The following is a 17,134-nucleotide window of genomic DNA, read 5'->3' on the forward strand; positions in this document are numbered from 1 at the left end:
GGCACAATCCGACGCTTCGTCCCTTCCACCATTCTTGCAGGAGGTCTCGCGCATGTGCGGTGCTGAACTTCAACCCCTTCCCGACGGCGTGCAGCGCGTGGCCGCCGCACTGCAGGCCAAGGGCCACGCGCAGGGCCCTCGCATGCTGGACAACTCGGCGCGCACCGCGCAGGAGGCCGCCGATGCCCTGGGCATCGCCGTCGGCCAGATCGCCAAGAGCATCATCTTCCGCCGCAAGAGCGACGATGTGGCCGTGCTGGTGGTCACCTCCGGCGACCGGCGGGTGGACGAGAAGAAAGTGGAAGCGCTCGTGGGCAAGGTGGGCCGTGCCGATGCGGAGTTCGTGAAGGCACGCACCGGATTTTCGATCGGTGGCGTCTCGCCCGTGGCCCACGCCACGCCGCCGGTGACGCTGATCGACCGCGAGCTGTTTCGCTTCGACGAGATCTGGGCGGCCGCGGGCCATCCGAACGGCGTGTTCCCGCTGCGTCCGCAGGACCTGGAGGCGCTGACCGGCGCGCCGGTCGTGGACGTGGTCCAGCCGCCCGCCGCATGAATCCCGTCCAGGCGCTCGCGGAACGCGCGGCACAGGCCGCGGCCGAGGGCAGTTTCGCTCCCGGCAGCACGCAGGCGCCTCCCTCGCCCTGCATCGGCGTGTGCCGCATGAGCGCCGGCGGCAGCCATTGCGAAGGATGTTTCCGCACCCTGGACGACATCCGGGACTGGTCCGGCGCGAGCCCCGACGAGCGCCGCGCGGTCTGGTCGGCCCTGCTGCGCCGCGCGGGCCTGGCGGTTCCCGCGCCGCTCTCCGGCATCGCCGTGGAAAGGACTTCGCCATGAAGCACATCGTCTTCTACCTGGATTTCGTTTCGCCGTACGCGTGGCTGGCGTTCGAGCGCCTGCCCCAGGTGCTCGAGGGCCTGAGCCATTCGGTCGAGTACCGGCCCGTGCTGCTCGGTGCGCTGCTGCAGCAGCACGGTAACCCCGGCCCCGCGGGCATCGCACCCAAGCGTGCCTGGACCTACCGCCATGCCGAGTGGCTGGGCCATGCGCTGGGAACGGGGCTGGACATGCCGGCGCGGCATCCCTTCAATCCGTTGCCCCTGCTGCGCCAGTCCCTGGCCTGCAGCGAGGACGGGTCCATCAACCGCTTCGTGGCCGGCACGGTGCTGCGACACGTGTGGCTCGGCGGTGCCGATGCGCTGGACCCGGGGCGGCTGGAGGACCTTGCCCAGGTGCTCTCGGCGCAACGGCGTGCGGAGGCACCGGGTGAAGAGCCGGGCGCACGAGCCAAGGCGTTGCTGCGCGCGAACACCGAAGCGGCCGCCGCGCAGGGCGTGTTCGGCGTGCCTGCCTTCGTGGTGGACGGCCAGCTCTTCTGGGGGCTGGACAGCCTGCCCATGCTGCGCGCCCGCCTGGAGGGCGACCCGTGGTTCGAGGGACCGCGCTGGGACGCGGTGGCGGAACTCCCCTCCGGGTTGAAGTAGCGCCTGCTTCCCTGCATGCGGGTTTGTCCCGGGGAAGGGTTTTCCCCGGAGGTGCCGCGCTTGTCAGACTTCGGTCAGATGGCGGCTCGATAGTGCGACCCAGGTTGCACGCGGTGTCCTGGAGGGGGCGCGCGGAGCAGTCGCACCGACCACCTCATGGAGACAAGCACCATGGCTACCAACGTCGCTCCCCGGCCCATGTCGCCGGAAGAAAGAAAAGTCATCCTGGCCTCGTCGCTGGGCACCGTTTTCGAATGGTATGACTTCTACCTGTACGGTTCGCTCGCCGCCATCATCGCCAAGCAGTTCTTCAGCGGGCTGGACGCGGGCTCCGCGTTCATCTTCGCGCTGCTGGCCTTCGCCGCCGGCTTCATCGTGCGGCCCTTCGGCGCGCTGGTGTTCGGGCGGCTGGGCGACATGATCGGGCGCAAGTACACCTTCCTGGTCACCATCCTGATCATGGGCCTGTCCACCTTCATCGTGGGTGTCCTGCCGACCTATGCCAGCATCGGCGTGGCCGCCCCGGTCATCCTGATCGTGCTGCGCATGCTGCAGGGCCTGGCCCTGGGCGGCGAGTACGGCGGCGCGGCGACCTACGTGGCCGAGCATGCGCCGCAGGGCAAGCGCGGCGCCTATACCTCGTGGATCCAGACCACCGCCACGATGGGCCTGTTCCTGTCGCTGCTGGTGATCCTGGGAACCCGCACCGCCATGGGCGAGCAGGCCTTCACCGACTGGGGCTGGCGCATTCCGTTCCTCGTTTCCATCCTGCTGCTGGGCGTGTCGCTGTGGATCCGGCTCTCGCTGTCGGAATCTCCCGCTTTCCAGCGCATGAAGGCCGAGGGCAAGACCTCCAAGGCGCCGCTGCGCGAATCGTTCGGCCAGTGGAAGAACCTGAAGATCGTGATCCTGGCGCTGATCGGCCTCACCGCCGGCCAGGCGGTGGTCTGGTACACGGGCCAGTTCTATGCGCTCTTCTTCCTCACGCAGCAGCTCAAGGTGGACGCCGTCACGGCCAACCTGATGATCGCCGCTGCCCTGTTGATCGGCACGCCATTCTTCGTCGTCTTCGGCTCGCTCTCCGACAAGATCGGCCGCAAGCCCATCATCATGCTGGGCTGCGTGCTGGCGGTGCTGACGTATTTCCCCGTCTTCAAGGCGCTGACCGAGGCCGCCAACCCTGACCTGGCCGCCGCGCAGGCGAAGAACAAGGTGGTGATCGTGGCCGATCCGGCCGAGTGCTCGTTCCAGTTCAACCCGACCGGCACGGCCAAGTTCACCAGTTCCTGCGACGTCGCCAAGCAGGTGCTGGCCGCCAGTTCGGTCAGCTATGACAACGAGGCCGCGCCGGCCGGCACGCCCGCGGTGATCAAGATCGGCCAGACCACGATCCCGAGCTACGCCGCCCGCGGCCTGTCTGCCGAGGAAGCCAAGGCCAAGGACGCCGCCTTCAAGAAGGCCGTGGCCGAGACGCTGAAGGCCGACGGCTACCCCTCCAAGGCCGACCCCGCCAAGATGAACAAGGTGATGATGATCGTCATCCTGACCTATCTGGTGCTGCTGGTGACCATGGTGTATGGCCCCATCGCGGCGATGCTGGTGGAGATGTTCCCGACGCGCATCCGCTATACGTCGATGAGCCTGCCCTACCACATCGGCAACGGCTGGTTCGGCGGCCTGCTGCCCACCATGTCGTTCGCCATCGTGGCGCAGACGGGCAACATGTACAACGGCCTCTGGTATCCCATCATCATCGCGGGCATCACGGCCATCATCGGCACGCTGTTCATCCGCGAAACCAAGGATGTGGATATCTACGCGGGCGATTGAACGGGCTTGCCCGGGAATACGGCCCACCGGCGGGCGGTATTCCCGGGCACCAATACGGCAGATTCGGGCGCGCACCCATCGAGGGCATTCGGCGCGGCCCTGTCCGTGAAAGGCCCTTTGAACGATTAACGGCGGTTTCCTGTGTTTTTGGCTCGGGCGCACGTCACGCAACTTCTGCGAACGGGCCTTGCTGTATGAAAACCCCGTGATTTGCGCCCGGGAGACCGCCAAGTGTGGGGAAAAAGCGCCAAAGTGTGGCAGTTAAGCGTCAGCTTCGTTATCAAGACGACTTTCAACCGTGCTAAAGAGGTTGTTACATCTAGAATTTGAGTGGTAGCTGCACTTGCATTTTGTTGCCACAAGCCTGCGCGGTGCCTACTTCCACCTTCCGAACAAGTATCCGAGGACATCACATGCAAAAGACCCATCGTCTGGCTCTCGCCGCCTTGGCCCTTCTGGGCAGCACCGCCGCATTTGCGCAAAGCAGCGTCACGCTGTACGGCCGCGTCAACACCAGCGTCGAACATTCCAAGGTGGGTGATCTGTCGCAGTCCGGTGTGAACAACAACGCGTCGCGCTTCGGTTTCAAGGGCGTGGAAGACCTGGGCGGTGGCCTGAAGGCTGGCTTCCAGCTGGAAAGCGGCTTCGACAGCTCCACCGGCGCAGCTGCACAGCAGTTCTTCGGCCGCCAGAGCGAAGTGAACCTGTCGGGCGGCTTCGGCATGGTCCGCCTCGGCAACTGGACGCCTGAGTCGTACTACGCCATCGCCGACTACGGCGTGCAGGACCAGCCCAACCACGACACGGGCAACTTCTCCAACCAGCTGTACACCTCGGTGGCTTTCGGCAAGACCAACAAGGTTGGCTACCGCACCCCCATGCTGGGCGGCTTCTGGGCTGAAGCCACGGTCAGCATGCACGAGCGCGCCGCTCGCACGAACCCCTTCGGCGTGAACGCAGGCACCAAGAACGCCTACGACGTCGCTGCCAACTGGGAGGGCGGCAACCTGGCCTTCGGTGCCGGCTACGCCAAGCTGGGCGACAACTGGGACGCCGGCGTGCGCGGCCACTACACGATGGGCCCCGTGCAGGTCGGCGCCTACTACCAGCGCAACGACTACGAGCTGGTGGGCACCCGCAACTCGGTGGGCATCGCTGCCCAGTACGCCTTCGGCGCTTCGGAAGTGGTGGCCAACTACATCTGGGCCAGCAAGTGGAACAACGTGGCTGACTCCGGCGCTCAGCAGCTGATCCTGGGCTACAACTACAACCTGAGCAAGCGCACCAAGGTGTACGCTGCCTACACGTACGTCAAGAACAAGTCCGCCGCCAACTACGCCTATGGCTTCGTGAACGGCACGAACACGCTGGCCACGGGTGCGGATCCCCGCACGTTCGGCCTCGGCGTTCGCCACAACTTCTGATCGCCGCACCTGCCGGGGCTCGCATGGGCCTCCGGCACCAGGTGATCCAGCAGGAAGCCTCACACCCGCAAGGGCGTGGGGCTTTTTTTCATCCCGTCAGGAGACAAAAGCATGTGGAAAATCATTGTGGGCTTCGTCCTGTTCGCCGCCCTCTCGTTGTTCGTCATCATGAAAGCCGGGGACAAGGTGGACATGAGCGGGGAAAAGCATGGCGCGGATGCCGTGCACGCTCCGGACACTGCCGCGCCTGCCGCGGCCCCGGCATCGGCGGCGTCGGCTGCCAGCCGCGCTCCGTAAGGCCGCGTGCGGCACACGTCCGGCCACCCGGACGCCCCATGCAAAAAGCCCGCATCGCGGGCTTTTTGCATGGGGGCCCTGCGGGGGGGTCAGCGGCGGAACTTGCCGTCGGTACCGATGATGGAGAGGTCGGCAAAATCCAGGCCCGTGTGGTCTTCGGGGCTGAAGTTGACCTCCAGGCCGCCGATGTCGAATTTCTGGATGCCTTCCAGCGCCGCCTGCAGGCGTTCGCGCGTGGGCTTGGCGCCCGCGCGGCGCAGTCCCTCCACCAGCACCTTGGCGGCGGCCATGCCTTCGAGCATGGCGGGGCTCACTTCCTTGCCATGCGCCTTCGCCAGGTCGTGCGCCTCGCGCACGAGCGTGTAGTTCGTCGCCCGTTCGTTCGGGAACACCTGCGTGACGATGACGCCGCGTGCATTCGCACCCAGGCTCCTGGCGAAGCCGGACGATGCGTTGTTGGAGAGCGTGACGAGCTGCGCGCCCGAACCGGCCGCCCGGAAGGCCGCATAGCCCTCGGCCGTCGCGGCTCCCGATGCGACCATGAGCACGGCCTGGGCCTGCGCCTGCACGAGTTTGGGCGCGATGGCGGAGAAATCGGGCTTGGTCCGGTCGAAGCGCTCCTGCAGCACGGGCTTGAGCTTCGCGGCCTCGAAGCCCTTGAGCGCGCCCGCCAGTCCGTCGGCGCCGAAGCTGTCGTCGGTGATGACCACCGCGATCCGGGAGATGCCCATCGAGGCCAGGTGGGTGATGGCTTTCTCGGCCTCGCGCTGGTAGGGCGCGCGCACGTTGAAGATGTGGCGGCGCACGGGGCGGTGGAGCACCATCGCGCCCGTGGAAGGGGCCACGAGGGGCACATCGAATTTGTCGAGCAGGGGGATGATGGCTTCCGTGTGCGGCGTGCCTCGCGTGAGGAACATCGCGAGCACGTTCTGCTCTTCGATGAGCTTGCGCGCGTTGACGAGCGTCTGGGCAGGGTCGAACTTATCGTCGAGCGAGATGAGTTCGATCTTCTGCCCGTTCACGCCGCCCCGGGCGTTCACCGCGTCAATATAGAGCTTCGCGCCTTCGGTGGTTTCCTGCACGCCCGACGACACGGGCCCGGTGAAGCCGGCCGTCTGTCCCACCAGCAGCTGGCTCCAGGCCGCCGGAGAGAACAGTGAAGCGGCCGCAAGGGCCAGGGCGGCGCCGGTGGTCTGCCAGGAATGGGCCATGATGGTGCGATCTCCAGGAAAAGGCGTGGGGGTGGTTCGGTGGGAGCGGGGGAAGATGCCCGAACGCTGCCATGGTGACAAGGGGTGACAACCCTGGGCGCAGGGGATTGCCCTGCGGGAACGGTTGTCAATGGCGCCAACCGCCCCATATGGATAAGCCACTCTCCGACTCCGGCCAGCCATGTTCCTTTCCTAGAATGGCCCGCCTCCCCTCCGAAAGATCCTCCCGATGACCCAGGGCCTGATTCGCATCCATGGCGCGCGCCAGCACAATCTGAAGAACCTGGATATCGACATCCGCACGGGCGAACTCACCGTGGTGACCGGCCCCAGCGGCTCGGGCAAGTCCAGCCTGGTGTTCGACACGCTCTATGCGGAGGGCCAGCGCCGCTACGTGGAAACCTTCAGCGCCTACGCGCGCCAGTTCCTCGACCGGATGGACAAGCCGGCCGTGGACAAGGTGGAGGGCGTGCCCCCGGCCATCGCCATCGACCAGACCAATCCGGTGCGCTCGTCCCGCTCGACCGTGGGCACGATGACGGAGATCAACGACCACCTGAAGCTGCTGTTCGCGCGCGCGGCCCAGCTCTTCGACCGGCAGACGGCGCAGCCGGTGCGCCACGACACGCCGGACACCATCTATGCCGAACTGCAGCGCCGTTGCGCGGAGGCGGGCGACCCGCGCGTGGTGCTGACCTTCCCGGTCGAGCTGCCGGCGGACACCTCCGCCGAGCAGGTGGAGCAGTGGCTGTCCGCCAGCGGGTTCACGAAAGTGCAGGCCGAGCGTGAAGTCGGCACGCCGACCGGGCCCCGGAAAGTGCTGGATGTGGTGGCCGACCGGTTCCGGCTCGGCAATGCCGAGCGCGCCCGCGTGGTCGAGGCCATCGAGGTGGCCATCAAGCGCGGCGCCGGGCGGCTGAATGTCTATCGCCTGGTGGAGGAGGGCGAGCCCGGATCCGCCGCTGGGTCGTCCCAAGGCGGATCAGCCCCCTTGGGGGGCAGTGCACCACGCGCAGCGGGAAGCGTGGGGGCCTGGGAGATTTGGCGGTTCTCCACCGGGCTGCACTGCCCGGACAGCGACCTGCGCTATGCCGAGCCCATCCCGTCGATGTTCTCGTTCAATTCCGCCGTGGGCGCTTGCGAGGCCTGCCGCGGCTTCGGGCGCGTGATCGGCGTGGACTACGGCCTGGTGATTCCCAACGACCGGCTGACGCTGCGCGCCGGCGCGATCAAGACCATCCAGACGCCGGCCTGGAAGGAGGCGCAGGACGATCTCATGCGCCACGCGGAGGCCGCGGGCATCCCGCGCGACACGCCCTGGTACAAGCTCACGGAAGAGCAGAAGCGCTGGGTGATCGACGGCACGCCGGGCTACAAGGATGGCAACTGGAACAAGCAGTGGTATGGCATCCGGCGGTTCTTCGAGTACCTGGAGAGCAAGGCCTACAAGATGCACATCCGGGTGCTGCTGTCCAAGTACCGCAGCTACACGCCGTGCCCGACCTGCGGCGGCGCACGCCTGAAGACCGAGAGCCTGCTGTGGCGGGTGGGCAGCAAGGACGATGCCGATGCGGTGCTCGAACCGTCCCGGCGCTTCATGCCGCTGGGCGTGGCCTGGAGCCGCGCCCAGCTGGAGGCGCTGCCCGGCCTCACCCTGCACGACCTGATGCTGCTGCCCATCGAGCGGCTGCGCAGCTTCTTCGGGCGCATGGCGCTGCCGGAAGGCGATGCCGGCGCCGGGGGCGATGCGCAGGCCCTGAAGCTGCTGCACGAGGAAATCACCACGCGCCTGAAGTACCTGTGCGACGTGGGCATCGGCTACCTCACGCTGGACCGGCAGAGCCGTACGCTGTCGGGCGGCGAGGTGCAGCGCATCAACCTGACCACGGCGCTGGGCACCTCGCTGGTCAACACGCTGTTCGTGCTGGACGAACCCAGCATCGGCCTGCACCCGCGCGACATGCACCGCATCACCGAGGCGATGCTGCGCCTGCGCGACGCGGGCAATACGCTGGTGGTGGTGGAGCACGACCCGGCCGTGATGCTGGCGGCCGACCGCATGATCGACATGGGACCGGGCCCGGGCGAGCGCGGCGGGCAGATCGTGTTCGACGGCACCACGGCCGACCTGCGCCGCGCCGACACGCTGACGGGCGTGTACCTGGGCGGGCGGCGGCAGATCGGCGCGGGGGTGAAGCGCATGGTGGCGGAGTCCACGCCGCGCCTGATCCTGGAAGGTGCGCGCGAGCACAACCTGCGGGACGTGTCGGTGGAGTTCCCGCTGCAGCGGCTGGTCACCGTCACCGGCGTGTCGGGCTCGGGCAAATCGACCCTGATCCAGGACGTGCTCGCACCGGCGCTGCTGCGGCACTTCGGCAAGGCGACCGAGTCGCCCGGCGTGCACGACCGGCTGCTGGGCGCCGAGCAACTGGGCGACGTGGTGTTCGTGGACCAGTCGCCCATCGGCAAGACGGCGCGCTCCAACCCGGTGAGCTACGTGGGCGCATGGGACGCCATTCGCGAGCTGTTCGCCGTGGCGCCGCTGTCGCGCCAGCGCGGCTACACGGCCGCCAAGTTCAGCTTCAACTCGGGCGACGGGCGCTGCCCGACGTGCGGCGGCTCGGGCTTCGAGCATGTGGAGATGCAGTTCCTCTCCGACGTCTATCTGCGCTGCCCCGACTGCGACGGCAAGCGCTACCGGCCGGAGATCCTGGAGGTGACGATCGAGCGCGGCGGCCGGCTGATGAACGTGGCCGACGTGCTGGAACTCACCGTGAGCGAGGCGGCCCAGGCCTTCGCCCAGGACCGCGACGTGATCCGCGCGCTGCAGCCCATCGTCGATGTGGGGCTGGAATACGTGAAGCTCGGCCAGCCCGTGCCCACGCTCTCGGGCGGCGAGGCGCAGCGCCTCAAGCTCGCGGGCTTCCTGGCCGAAGCCGCCAGGAGCGCCAGCAGCAGCCGCCAGCCGCTGGCCAAGAAGGGCACGCTGTTCCTCTTCGACGAGCCCACTACCGGCCTGCACTTCGACGACATCGCCAAGCTCATGCGCGCGCTGCGCAAGCTGCTCGACGCCGGCCATTCGCTGATCGTCATCGAGCACAACCTGGACGTGATCCGCGCCAGCGACTGGCTGATCGACCTGGGCCCTGAAGGCGGCGACGGCGGCGGGCTGGTGGTGGCCGAGGGCACGCCCGAGGACGTGCGCCGGCATCCCGCGTCGCACACCGGCGCCGCGCTGCGCGACTACGAACTGGCGCTGGGCGAGGGCGGCCATTCGGTGCACGAGAAGGCCGCGGCGCTGCGCAGGGAGCAGCGCGCTGCGCAGGCGGAGCAGGGCATGGCGGCCAGGAACGCCATCGAGATCGTCAACGCCAAGGAGCACAACCTGAAGAACCTGTCGGTGGACATCCCGCGCGGCAAGTTCAACGTGGTGACCGGCGTGTCGGGTTCGGGCAAGTCCACGCTGGCCTTCGACATCCTGTTCAACGAAGGGCAGCGCCGCTACCTCGAATCGCTCAATGCCTATGCGCGGTCCATCGTGCAGCCGGCCGGCCGGCCCGAGGTGGACGCGGTCTACGGCATTCCGCCCACGGTGGCCATCGAGCAGCGCCTGTCGCGCGGCGGCCGCAAGAGCACGGTGGGCACGACCACCGAGGTCTGGCACTTCCTGCGCCTCTTGTACGTGAAGCTGGGCGTGCAGCACTGCATCCACGACGGCGCCGCCGTGCAGCCCACGAGCGCCGACAACATCGCCGCGCAGCTGCTCACGCAGTTCAAGGGCCGGCACATCGGCCTGCTGGCGCCGCTGGTGATGAACCGCAAGGGCGTCTATACCGAGCTGGCCGACTGGGCCCGCCCGCGCGGCTACACGCACCTGCGGGTGGACGGCAACTTCCTGCCGACCACGGGCTTTCCGCGCATCGACCGCTTCAAGGAACACACCATCGAGCTGCCCGTGGCCAGCCTGGACGTGACGCCTTCGCAGGAGGCCGAGCTGCGCGCCGCGCTGGCCCGCGCGCTGGAGCTGGGCAAGGGCGTGGTCCACGTGCTGAGCGGGCTCGACGGCCTGAAGGAGGCCATGGCCGCCGGCCAGCCCACCGCCGGAATCGGCACGCTGCAGGCCTTTTCCACCAAGCGCGCCTGCCCGGTCTGCGCGACCAGCTATGCCGAGCTGGACCCGCGCCTTTTCTCCTACAACAGCAAGCACGGCTGGTGCCCCGACTGCGTGGGCACGGGCGTGAAGCTCACCCGCGAGCAGCGCAAGGTCTTCGACGACTCGGTGCAGGACGACAAGGACCGGGGCCGCGAGCAGACCTTCGCCGAACCCGAGGCCGAGGACGTGGCCGACATCGCCTGCCCGACCTGCCAGGGCACGCGCCTGAACCCCGTCGCGCGCGCCGTGCTGTTCGCCGGCGTGCCGGTGACCGAGGTGGCGCGCCTGTCGGTGGCCGAGGTGCGGCAGTGGATCGACGGCCTGCAGCTCTCGGGCCGCGAGGCCGAGATCGCCCGCGACCTGGTGCCCGAGATCAAGAGCCGGCTCGAATTCCTGGAAGAGGTGGGCCTCTCCTACCTCACGCTGGACCGGGGTGCGCCCACGCTCTCGGGCGGCGAGGCGCAGCGCATCCGCCTGGCCGCGCAGCTGGGCAGCAACCTGCAGGGCGTGTGCTACGTGCTGGACGAGCCCACCATCGGCCTGCATGCGCGCGACAACCAGATCCTGCTGAACGCCCTGCACAAGCTGGGCGACAAGGGCAACACCCTGGTGGTGGTGGAGCACGACGAGGACACCATCCGCCGCGCCGACCACATCATCGACATCGGCCCCAGCGCGGGCAAGCGCGGCGGGCGGCTGGTGGCCCAGGGCTCGGTGGCCGACATCCAGGCCGCCGAGGATTCGCAGACCGGCCGCTACCTGCTGCACGCCATGCGCCACCCGCTGCAGGCGCGGCGCAGCATGCAGCCCTCCGAGGTGGACGCCGACACCGTGGCGTCGGCCCAGCTCGCCGATGCACCTGCCGGCCGCCAGAGCGCTGCCGCCAAGAAGCGGGCTGCGCAGGCCGCGGCATTGCAAGCCGCTGCGCTGGAGGATGCCAGGGAGCGCGCCGCCATCCGCTGGCTGACGGTGCACGGCGCGAGCCTGCACAACCTGCAGAACGTGACGGCCACCGTGCCGCTGCACCGCCTCGTGGCCGTCACCGGGGTCAGCGGCTCGGGCAAATCGACGCTGGCGCGCGACGTGCTGCTGGCCAACGTGCAGGCCTGGGTGCAGCAGCGCTCCACCAAGGCCGGGCGCGACGCCATGGACGCCGGCAAGGCGCCGCCGCTGGCCGGCTGCACGGGCCTGTCGGGCTTCGAGACCATCGACCGCGTGCTGGAGGTGGACCAGACCCCCATCGGCAAGACGCCGCGCAGCTGCCCGGCGACCTACATCGGCTTCTGGGACACCATCCGCAAGCTCTTCGCCGAGACGCTGGAGGCCAAGGCCCGCGGCTACGCGGCCGGACGCTTCAGCTTCAACACCGGCGAAGGCCGCTGCCCGGTCTGCGAAGGCCAGGGCATCCGCACTATCGCCATGAGCTTCCTGCCCGACGTGAAGGTGCCTTGCGAAGCCTGCCACGGCGCGCGCTTCAACCCCGAGACGCTGGCCGTCACCTGGCGCGGCAAGAGCATCGGCGACGTGCTGCAGATGGAGGTGGACGAGGCGGTGGACTTCTTCGCCAGCATGCCCAGCATCGCGCACCCGCTGCAGCTCTTGAAGGACGTGGGCCTGGGCTACCTCACGCTGGGCCAGCCCAGCCCCACGCTCTCGGGCGGCGAGGCGCAGCGCATCAAGCTCGTGACCGAACTCACCAAGGTGCGCGACGAGGTGGGCCGGCGCGGGCAGAAGGCGCCGCACACGCTCTACGTGCTGGACGAGCCCACCGTGGGCCTGCACATGGCCGACGTCCACAAGCTCATCCGCGTGCTGCATCGCCTGGTCGACGGCGGCCACAGCGTGGTGGTGATCGAGCACGACCTCGACGTGATCGCCGAGGCCGACTGGATCATCGACCTGGGGCCTGAAGGCGGCAAGGACGGCGGGCGCATCGTGGCGGCGGCCACGCCCGAGGAGGTGGTGCGCCTGGGCACCCACACGGGCCGTGCGATCGCACCCGTGCTGGCGCGCGGCGACTAGGGCTCAGCGGCCCGGGTTCACCACCTCGGGGTTGTGCAGCGCCTCGTTGATGTGCTGCAGGTATTCCTGCGCCTTGGGGTTGGCGGGGTTGGCATCGCCCGAGACGTAGTAGGACAGGCCCTGCTTCAGGCCGCCGTGGTCCGCGACGCGCTGCGCCATGTTCGATGCCGCCATCCGCAGCTGCACGGTCACGCTCTTCTCGTATTGCTCGGAGGGCACCTTCTGGCCGCCGACGCGGCTGTTGCCGGGGCCGTCGGCGGACCAGTCGCGGCCATCCATGAACTTGCGGGAAATCTGGCCCAGGCCGATCGAGGTGTTGTTGTCGCCAGCGCGGTCGAGGTCGCCCTCGTGCTGCATCGCCTTGCGGAAGCCCTGGGTGAAGGCTCCCGATTCCGATTGCAGCTGGGCGCGGAAGACGCTGGGGTCCAGGCCGTATTCCTTGGCGGTCTTGTCCACCGCGCGGCCGAAGTCGGCCTGCGTCTGGACCTTGGCGTCCTGTTGCTGCTCGTCGCCGCGCAGCACGGGCAGGAACTTGGGGTGGACCTTTGCCTGGGCCTCGTCCACGCTCTTCGATCCGAGATCGCCGGTTGCTTCAGGCTGCCCGGCGCTGGAGCCGGAGGCTGTGGGCGCAGCGCTGGGGGCGGGCGCGGCGGCAGGTGCAGGCGCCGGTGCTGCCGATGGTGCCGATGGTGCGGCGCCGGACGGGCTGCCGCTACCACCGCCGCCGCTGCCACCGCTGCGGTTGCCTTCGCCGGAGGCCGGGCTGCCGCCCTGTTCGGAAGGTTGCGCCTGGCGATGCTTGGACAGCTTCTGGAGCAGGCCTTCGAGCAGTGCCATCAGCACCTGCGCGAGCAGGGTCTGGGCGCCGGCGGGATCCTGCGCGCCAGGCGCCTGGACGCCCTGGAGCCGCGAGGAGGAGATCGGAGAAATAGCCATGAATGCAGTTCCTTGCAATGTAGGGAATTGCACTCTCGCAGCGGCTCGCAGCGCGCGGGATGCGCTGCCCGAACGACTCCGCGGACATGCGAAGCCGCGCCTGCGCCTCAGGCGAACGCGTCGATGCGGCCGGCGCGGATCGCGTCGAGCATGCGCCGGTACAGCGCCATCGTGCGTTCGTAGGCACCGGGACGGCCCTGCAGCACGGCCTGCACATAGTCCTGGCGGCTCGCGGCGCATTCGAATCCGTTGGCACAGCGGGCCAGCAGGGCCCAGTCGGCAGCCTGCGTGCAGTCCAGCCCCAGTCCGCAGGGCAGAAGGTAGAAGGCGAGCTCCACGCCGTCGTCCTGCGACTGGGGATGGAAGACGCCCTCGAACCGGTAGCCGCGCATGCCCGTGCCGGCATCGGTGCGGACCGCGAGGCGCGTGGCGACGTCCTGCACGAGCAGCGGGTCGCCGGCCGCCAGCAGGTCGGCCAGCAGGGATTGGCGCCGTTCGGGTGCCTGGTAGGCGGATTTGCCCGCGCGCAGGGCCATGGCCAGCAAGGGGTCCTTGCGGCGCAGGCCATCCGCGGCGAGCCGGGCGATGCGCCGGTCCCCCGTGTCCTCTGCCGACAGGCCCGCGCACCGCTGGCGCAGAGCCTCCGCCGCCGCGCGGGCCTCGCTGGAGGCCGGGCCGGCTGCGCCCGGCTCGGTGCCCGCGATGCCATGGCACCGGCGCAGCGCCTGCACGGCATAGAACACGCCCCCTGCCTCAGGGTGCGAAAGCGCATGGCGGACGAATCCGTCCAGGCGGCCGGCCCGGTTGTATTCCCGGAGCAGGTCCGCGGACAGGGGGCGGGACGCCGCGGCCGCTTCGGCAGCCTCGCGTGTGCCGGGGGATTCCTCGGCCGTGCCCGGCTGCAGGAAGCCCAGTCCCGCCGCGAGCAGCAACAGGGCAGCGCCCCCCAGCATCCAGGAAGAAGTACGCAGATTCATGGTGCCTCATTGGAGAGTGGACGGCAGGGCCGGTGGGCATCCGGCGCGAAGCGGCTTGCGCGTTTCCGAGTCTGCGCAAGCGCTTTTCGCGGCAGTGGGTGCGCTCCGCGTGCTATCGGGGTGCATCGGGGCGGAAATTCCGGCCCAGGATGCCTTCGCATACATCGCAGTAGAAGTAGCGCGTGGTGCCCCGCTGTTCCAGGGCGCCCCAGCCGGTGGCCGCATCCAGCGACAGCGTTCCCTTGCCGCCCTGCCGGAAATGCACTTCTGCCGAGGCTTCGCAGTCCGCCAGGTCGATGCCACGCCGGTATTCCTCCGCCGTGCCCTCGACGGCGTGGCTCCAGAAATGGCGTACACGCGCGGCGTCGATCTGCATGTCGGCGCAGTCGGCATCGCTGCCCCGGGCTCCATGGGCATGGGGCCCGAGGATGGTGATGCGTTGCAATGGTGGCTGCGCCGTGGTCGCAGTACCCGGCGCAGTCGCCGCCGGACTGGCCGCTGATGGCGCCGCCTGGGAGGCAGCAACAAGCGCGAGCAGCAGGTGGACAGCGTGCCGCTGCCTCATTTCACCGCCCCTGCGACGAAGCCAGGCGCCAGGATGCCTTCGCATGCAGCGCAGCGGAAATAGCGCGTGGTGCCTTTCCATTCCAGGACTCCCCACCCCGTGGCGTCATGCAGGTGCAGCACGGCATGCGCACCTTTGCGCAGATGCAGCCGGGGGGATGCGGCGCAGTCGGCCAGATCGAAGTCGCGCTGGAAGTCGGAGGCCGGCCCTTCCACGGCATGGTCCCAGAAATAGCGAACGCGCTGCTCGTCGATGGTCCGGCCGGAGCAGTCGGCATCGCTGCCGGGTGCAGGTTCCACGGCGCGGGGCAGGGTGATGGCACCCAGGGGGCCGATGGAGCGGGACGGGGGATCTGCCTTCATGGGCTGTGCGTGAGCGCTAGCCTGGAACAGCACCAGGAAGCAGAGGGAGGCATCACGCAGGTTCAGGCCGAGTTGCATCATTGCCATGCCGCGGTAGCGGCTTCCGTGCGATTTTTGTGGCTGACGTCGGGGTGGCGATGGACGTCCGATTTCGAGAGGGCCAGCGTCCGGTGGGTCTCATCGGTCAGGTACTGGAGCGAGAGCATTTGAGGAAAGCGTGGACTTGTTGACGGTCAGCGTGGGCAACTGGTGGCGGCCGGGCACTCTGCCGGTATGTTTTCGAACACCACACTGCTACCCACCACCACGGCATGTGATGGGGGATCGGTCCACCAATGAAGTGTGCCGTTCATCCAGAGATCGACAATCTCACTCTCGCCCAATAGGGTTTCAGGCTGGATGCGGTACAGCCTTACAAATGAAGGAATCTTCATTTTGTAGTGCAGGATGCGTTGGATGGGCGAAGCGTCATAGTATTCGACGCGATAAACATTCATGGGGCTTGTTTCCGAGCCTTTGAAGACGGGCTTGCTGGCATACCAAACGAAAGCTGCCAGCCCAATGGCGAGGACCATCCAGAGTGTTTGGGTCCTCATTTTTTTGTTTTTTCTTGCCATTTTTAAATTTCAAACTTTTGCGGAAATGGCAGGCGCACACGATGCACATCGGATAAGACCATGAAATCCCCGCCGTGTTGGTTTTTTGCACGCCATTTTTGAAAATCTGAATTTTGCACCAAGTATTTGCGTTCGGCCGCTGTGTCGGGTGAGATATCCGCGATTTCGTCTCCAATGTTGATGCCACCCCGCAAGGAGGTATTGCACTCAACCCCATTGAATCCCCAGCATCCCAGGGGTTGGGAAATAAAATTATTGCCGTCCTGGAAATCGTAGGAATCCCTCAGATAGAAGCCCAGTTCATCAACTTCAATCGATGAATTTTTGTTTTCCATAGATGTCACAATGCCAGAGACTGCAATCTTTATCTGGGCCTCGCCCATGGCGCCATAGAAGTCGTCCATGGGGTCCCCCATCTTCCCAAAAAGCAGGAAATTCACTTGGCAAGAATCATCCAGTTCCTTTGCGGGAAGTCCCAAATTGCCGAATCGCCAGCACTGGCCGGCATGTGCTGGTGCGGCACGATCCACTCTCACTTTTAGCTGCTTGATTCCCGCGGGACTGGACCACGTCGTCTGCAACTGTTGCATCGCCGTACGTACCCTGTTGAATTGAAGGGCCCAGGACATTTTGACCAAGGACTCATCGAGGTGAGCTTGGCTCAAATTTTTTAATCGATATATTCCACGACTTTCCTTCATTTCTGCTGGCATCGCAAATAGTGCTCCTTTGAACCACCTTTCCATCAAGCTGGCAGCCACAGGCCATCCCAATCTTGAGCGCATGACATTGGGAATGTCTCGTAGCTGGAAAATTCTTGTTTGATAAGCTGGTTCTTTTTTCTTTGAGCTGCCGCTGATTGATGAAAGCGTGTCTTGCAGTATGTCGATCAAAAGAATCCCTCTTATTTATTAATTTGAGTGCCGTGGCAATCTATTTCGAATGGTCTAGTCGTTAGGCTGTAGCCACTTGAGCGTCGTCATGAGGTTGTGCTGTATATGTTTGGACTTTCGATGCGGGGAATATTTCGGCTCTTTGTGCCGAAGGATAATTCGGTAAAATATTTAAAAGAGTATGTTCAGAAGGTGACGCACGCTTGTTCTGGCGATACGCACTGTGCCCAAGGGAAGCAAAAATACGGCGGCTTGATGCACCACGATTCCGAGCGCCCTTGTTCTATTCTCTTGACGTGCTGCGCAGTGGATGTGCGCTTCGCATCACCACAACCCCGCGGCAGGTGTTCAGCATGTGTT

General features: G+C 66.8%; 14 protein-coding genes. 7 read left to right on the plus strand and 7 right to left on the minus strand.

Features of this window, described 5'->3' with window-relative positions; genetic code table 11:
* Positions 1-52 precede the first annotated feature (52 nt).
* The 6 genes from T336_RS0118015 (at position 53) to T336_RS0118040 (ending at position 5,038) form a co-directional block, all read left to right on the plus strand.
* The gene (locus tag T336_RS0118015) at positions 53-556 is read left to right on the plus strand and encodes a YbaK/EbsC family protein (protein WP_019704012.1); all 504 of its coding nucleotides are present in this window, start codon (positions 53-55) and stop codon (positions 554-556) included.
* Complete coding sequence (locus T336_RS0118020; protein WP_019704011.1) at positions 553-840, plus strand: DUF1289 domain-containing protein; 288 nt, start codon at positions 553-555, stop codon at positions 838-840. Before T336_RS0118015 ends, T336_RS0118020 begins: the two co-directional genes overlap by 4 nt.
* Complete coding sequence (locus T336_RS0118025; protein ID WP_026433597.1) at positions 837-1,487, plus strand: 2-hydroxychromene-2-carboxylate isomerase; 651 nt, start codon at positions 837-839, stop codon at positions 1,485-1,487. Before T336_RS0118020 ends, T336_RS0118025 begins: the two co-directional genes overlap by 4 nt.
* A 171-nt stretch (positions 1,488-1,658) precedes the next feature.
* Complete coding sequence (locus T336_RS0118030) at positions 1,659-3,317, plus strand: MFS transporter (RefSeq protein WP_019704009.1); 1,659 nt, start codon at positions 1,659-1,661, stop codon at positions 3,315-3,317.
* Between the two features lie 413 nt (positions 3,318-3,730).
* Positions 3,731-4,741 carry a porin gene (locus T336_RS0118035; RefSeq protein WP_026433598.1) on the plus strand — a complete coding sequence of 337 codons (1,011 nt, stop codon included), beginning with the start codon at positions 3,731-3,733 and terminating at the stop codon, positions 4,739-4,741.
* A gap of 111 nt (positions 4,742-4,852) precedes the next feature.
* Positions 4,853-5,038: a hypothetical protein gene (locus T336_RS0118040; protein ID WP_013596599.1), complete on the plus strand. Its 186-nt coding sequence runs from the start codon at positions 4,853-4,855 to the stop codon at positions 5,036-5,038.
* 89 nt (positions 5,039-5,127) lie between these two features.
* On the opposite strand, the gene T336_RS0118045 is transcribed toward T336_RS0118040, so the two are convergent.
* A complete protein-coding gene (locus tag T336_RS0118045; RefSeq protein ID WP_026433599.1) occupies positions 5,128-6,249 on the minus strand; it encodes an ABC transporter substrate-binding protein in 1,122 nt (373 codons plus the stop codon).
* A 229-nt stretch (positions 6,250-6,478) separates the two neighbouring features.
* Between T336_RS0118045 and uvrA the strand changes: the two genes are divergently transcribed.
* On the plus strand, positions 6,479-12,424 hold the full coding sequence (gene uvrA, locus T336_RS0118050) for an excinuclease ABC subunit UvrA (protein WP_026433600.1): 5,946 nt from the start codon (positions 6,479-6,481) through the stop codon (positions 12,422-12,424).
* Between the two features lie 3 nt (positions 12,425-12,427).
* Here uvrA and T336_RS0118055 read toward each other — a convergent pair whose 3' ends face one another.
* From T336_RS0118055 to T336_RS26255, 6 genes are all read right to left on the minus strand, one after another.
* On the minus strand, positions 12,428-13,360 hold the full coding sequence (locus tag T336_RS0118055) for a hypothetical protein (protein WP_026433601.1): 933 nt from the start codon (positions 13,358-13,360) through the stop codon (positions 12,428-12,430).
* A gap of 107 nt (positions 13,361-13,467) precedes the next feature.
* The gene (locus tag T336_RS0118060; protein WP_026433602.1) at positions 13,468-14,337 is read right to left on the minus strand and encodes a hypothetical protein; all 870 of its coding nucleotides are present in this window, start codon (positions 14,335-14,337) and stop codon (positions 13,468-13,470) included.
* A 112-nt stretch (positions 14,338-14,449) separates the two neighbouring features.
* The gene (locus tag T336_RS25360) at positions 14,450-14,782 is read right to left on the minus strand and encodes a hypothetical protein (RefSeq protein WP_019704002.1); all 333 of its coding nucleotides are present in this window, start codon (positions 14,780-14,782) and stop codon (positions 14,450-14,452) included.
* Positions 14,783-14,898: 116 nt separating this feature from the next.
* Positions 14,899-15,264 (minus strand): hypothetical protein, encoded by a 366-nt coding sequence (locus T336_RS0118070; RefSeq protein WP_244883983.1) that lies wholly within the window; start codon positions 15,262-15,264, stop codon positions 14,899-14,901.
* Between the two features lie 233 nt (positions 15,265-15,497).
* Positions 15,498-15,881 (minus strand): hypothetical protein, encoded by a 384-nt coding sequence (locus T336_RS26250; protein ID WP_084151462.1) that lies wholly within the window; start codon positions 15,879-15,881, stop codon positions 15,498-15,500.
* 2 nt (positions 15,882-15,883) lie between these two features.
* Complete coding sequence (locus T336_RS26255; protein ID WP_084151463.1) at positions 15,884-16,774, minus strand: DUF6402 family protein; 891 nt, start codon at positions 16,772-16,774, stop codon at positions 15,884-15,886.
* Between the last annotated feature and the right edge of the window lie 360 nt (positions 16,775-17,134).

This window comes from Paracidovorax oryzae ATCC 19882 (genome assembly GCF_000687165.1).
GTDB classification, from domain to species: Bacteria; Pseudomonadota; Gammaproteobacteria; order Burkholderiales; family Burkholderiaceae_C; genus Paracidovorax; species Paracidovorax oryzae.

Coding starts and splice junctions, on each gene's coding strand:
- T336_RS0118015 (WP_019704012.1), top strand. CDS start 53: ATGTGCGGTGCTGAACTTCAACCCCTTCCCGACGGCGTGCAGCGCGTG.
- T336_RS0118020 (WP_019704011.1), top strand. CDS start 553: ATGAATCCCGTCCAGGCGCTCGCGGAACGCGCGGCACAGGCCGCGGCC.
- T336_RS0118025 (WP_026433597.1), top strand. CDS start 837: ATGAAGCACATCGTCTTCTACCTGGATTTCGTTTCGCCGTACGCGTGG.
- T336_RS0118030 (WP_019704009.1), top strand. CDS start 1,659: ATGGCTACCAACGTCGCTCCCCGGCCCATGTCGCCGGAAGAAAGAAAA.
- T336_RS0118035 (WP_026433598.1), top strand. CDS start 3,731: ATGCAAAAGACCCATCGTCTGGCTCTCGCCGCCTTGGCCCTTCTGGGC.
- T336_RS0118040 (WP_013596599.1), top strand. CDS start 4,853: ATGTGGAAAATCATTGTGGGCTTCGTCCTGTTCGCCGCCCTCTCGTTG.
- T336_RS0118045 (WP_026433599.1), bottom strand. CDS start 6,249: ATGGCCCATTCCTGGCAGACCACCGGCGCCGCCCTGGCCCTTGCGGCC.
- uvrA (WP_026433600.1), top strand. CDS start 6,479: ATGACCCAGGGCCTGATTCGCATCCATGGCGCGCGCCAGCACAATCTG.
- T336_RS0118055 (WP_026433601.1), bottom strand. CDS start 13,360: ATGGCTATTTCTCCGATCTCCTCCTCGCGGCTCCAGGGCGTCCAGGCG.
- T336_RS0118060 (WP_026433602.1), bottom strand. CDS start 14,337: ATGAATCTGCGTACTTCTTCCTGGATGCTGGGGGGCGCTGCCCTGTTG.
- T336_RS0118070 (WP_244883983.1), bottom strand. CDS start 15,264: ATGAAGGCAGATCCCCCGTCCCGCTCCATCGGCCCCCTGGGTGCCATC.
- T336_RS26250 (WP_084151462.1), bottom strand. CDS start 15,881: ATGGCAAGAAAAAACAAAAAAATGAGGACCCAAACACTCTGGATGGTC.